This window comes from Pedobacter sp. 01T416_2, assembly GCF_056398925.1.
The window spans coordinates 1-2,775 of the sequence record NZ_JBFTQI010000761.1 but is presented as its reverse complement, the minus strand read 5'-3'; the positions used below and the strand labels follow the sequence as shown (position 1 = coordinate 2,775).

Below are 2,775 nucleotides of genomic sequence, written 5' to 3'. Positions count from 1 at the left end.
CTATGCCGCGGGGCATGGTAGTTTTTCGCAGATCAAGTTGTTTTTATTTGTGCTCAAGAATGCTGGCGCATTTTGGAGCGCCAAAGTACCCAAAGCGCTTCGTCAATCCAGCAATGAGCCTTTTGCACAATCCTATGCGCATCAAAAAAACAGCGGCACTTCGTTTAATCAGTTCTTGTTTGTGTTTTCTATGGGCTGATTGAGCCCTTCGGGGTTTGTGTTCAATATTTTTTAAAATTAAATCATCGTTATGAACACAAAACCACTGCGTTTCAGGTTTGTTAGTGCCAATTTACCTGAACTGCACCTGTTTTTTTGATTTCCCCGGCTCTTGGGATTGACTGGCGTGCTTCGGTAAGGGCTGTGTGTTATTTCAAAGCAAGCTAGCATAACGCCTAAACAATTTTTACAATATGTGTTTTCATGATAGGCTTAAGGACAGAAAAAAATAATTGTTAATTTTAGGTGATATCTGATCAAAAACAGCCACATACTATTAAAAGCATAGTAATCATGACAGCAACATCCACTAAAGAGCAGCCCAGCCAACGCGAAGCACTTTTTATGAAACTCTACAAAGAAGCTTTTCCTTTGGTGGCAAGGCACGTAAGCAAGATGGGCGGATCATTTGAGGAAGCGAAAGATATTTTTCAGGATGCGCTGGTGGTATATTATGAGAAAGTACAGGTTTCGGGGCTGAGGCTGAACTATCAGGAGAAAGCCTATTTATTTGGGATTGCCAAATATTTATGGATCAAACGTTATAAAGAAAACGACAAGAATGTTTCTTTTGATCAGCTTGGCCTCATTCTTAATGAAGAGATCGTTTTGGCAGATACCGGATATGAGGAAGTTTCTTCGGGGAAACTGATGCATTTACTGGAGCAGGCCGGACAGAAATGTATGCAATTGCTCAGTGCTTTCTATTACGAAAAACTGGATATGGAAACACTGGCACAGCGGTTTGGCTTTTCGGGTGCACGTTCTGCAACCGCTCAGAAATTTAAATGCCTCGAAAAAGTAAAAGAAACGGTTAAAGCAAAATCCTTAAAATATGAAGACATCGTTGAATGAGCTCCGTTTAATAGAGCACTATCTGCTGTCGGACGGTAAGGATGGAGAAAGTTTCCTGTTCGAAGCCAAAATGATCCTACAGCCTGAACTCAAGCAGCAGGTTTACTGGCAAAACAAAACCTATCAAACGGTGCGCGATTACGGCCGGAAGCAGCTTAAAAATGAAATCGAAAACATACACGAAACGTTGTTTAATACCGATGCGCACCAAAGCTTCAGGCAAAAGGTAATGCGTTTGTTCAGCAAATAAACAATCAATTTAATTTATCAATCATGCCCTATTATCGGGCACAGGCATTGCTATGCCTAAAATTTAAAATCAATATGATGGATATCAACAAAGAATTCCACCTTTATGCGGTAAAACACCAAGGCTTAAACGGCCTCTATGTAGATCAGTATATGGGCAGAACAGCTGCTCATACTATGCCTCTTGCCATGACGCCCTATATTACGGAAGAACGCCAGCTGAATGTGGCACAAATGGATGTTTTCTCGCGGTTGATGATGGACAGGATTATTTTTTTAGGGGAAGCCGTTGACGAGCGGAATGCAAATGTGATACAGGCACAATTGCTTTTTTTGCAGTCGGTTGATACCAAAAGCGACATCCAATTGTATATCAATTCGCCTGGTGGATCGGTGTATGCAGGCTTCGGCATTTATGACACCATGCAGTATATCGCGCCTGATGTAGCCACYATTTGTACGGGCATTGCACTTTCTATGGGTTCGGTATTGTTGTGTGCGGGAGCTGCCGGTAAACGTTCGGCCCTTCAGCACTCGAGGGTCATGATTCATCAAACCTCGGGTGGGGCAGAAGGAACCGCCATTGATATGGATATCAGGATCAGAGAGGTGTTAAAAGTCCAGTCGGATCTGTACCATATTTTGGCGAAACATAGTAGACAAAGTTATGAGCGGATAAATGAAATTGCCAGTCGCGATTATTGGATGACCGCCATCGAAGCAAAGGAATTTGGAATGATAGATGAGGTGTTAACGCGTGGCGAATAGGGTTTTGTTTGATTTAAAAATGAATTATTAAAATATCTAGCACCAGATCTAGCGCAAGTCTTAGCGCCCCTGGGCAAAGTATGGGCCTGACTTGTGCTTTAAACCATCAATTAAATCTCTACTAAGCACAAGTCATCCAGCTCGCTAGCGTAGAACCTAAGACTTGCGCTAGTAATGGATTAACCACCCCGCCCTTTGGGCACCCCTCCTAAATTAGGAGGGGAGTTTTCCCTCATAGCTGTATAAGTTAAATGGCGAATTAAAATTTGAACGGTTATAGTGTAGCTGCTAAACCGATAGTTTCATTATATCCATAACACTCAACAGCATTACACCAGGCATCGCAGTCTGACAACCAATCATAAATCATTTTATATGCAGCAGTAATTTCGGCAGAAAATTTTAAGGTTGCGCCTTCAAAATCATCTTCTTGAAAGATGTAGGCATTTAATCCAACATATAATAGTTCAGAGAGATGCTCCACATCAAATTGGCCAACAGCTTGTAGGTTATAACCCAGGTTTATGGCATAATGCTGAAAGGTTTCTTCATTGGCCAAAAGTTTTGTTTTGGTAAGCAGGTTGATGATATTGTTTACATCATAAAGGGCGTTGGCAATAGTAATGGGTTTGTGTTTGCCAGAGCGCGGATCAGGCCCGATAGCTGCGCTAAGCATTTCAGTAA

General features: G+C 41.9%; 5 protein-coding genes. 4 read left to right on the top strand and 1 reads right to left on the bottom strand.

Annotation, left to right across the window (positions count from 1 at the left end):
* From AC1DPQ_RS23695 to AC1DPQ_RS23680, 4 genes are all read left to right on the top strand, one after another.
* Positions 1–199 (top strand): hypothetical protein (locus tag AC1DPQ_RS23695; protein WP_477611068.1); only part of this gene is annotated, 199 nt, incomplete at its 5' end.
* Positions 200–513: 314 nt separating this feature from the next.
* Positions 514–1,074, top strand: coding sequence for an RNA polymerase sigma factor (locus tag AC1DPQ_RS23690; RefSeq protein WP_477582813.1), 561 nt, complete (start codon positions 514–516; stop codon positions 1,072–1,074).
* A complete protein-coding gene (locus AC1DPQ_RS23685) occupies positions 1,055–1,324 on the top strand; it encodes a hypothetical protein (RefSeq protein WP_477582814.1) in 270 nt (89 codons plus the stop codon). The genes AC1DPQ_RS23690 and AC1DPQ_RS23685 overlap by 20 nt, the downstream gene beginning before the upstream one ends.
* A 77-nt stretch (positions 1,325–1,401) precedes the next feature.
* Complete coding sequence (locus tag AC1DPQ_RS23680) at positions 1,402–2,091, top strand: ATP-dependent Clp protease proteolytic subunit (protein ID WP_477611069.1); 690 nt, start codon at positions 1,402–1,404, stop codon at positions 2,089–2,091.
* A 274-nt stretch (positions 2,092–2,365) separates the two neighbouring features.
* Here AC1DPQ_RS23680 and AC1DPQ_RS23675 read toward each other — a convergent pair.
* Positions 2,366–2,775 (bottom strand): hypothetical protein (locus tag AC1DPQ_RS23675; RefSeq protein ID WP_477611067.1); only part of this gene is annotated, 410 nt, incomplete at its 5' end.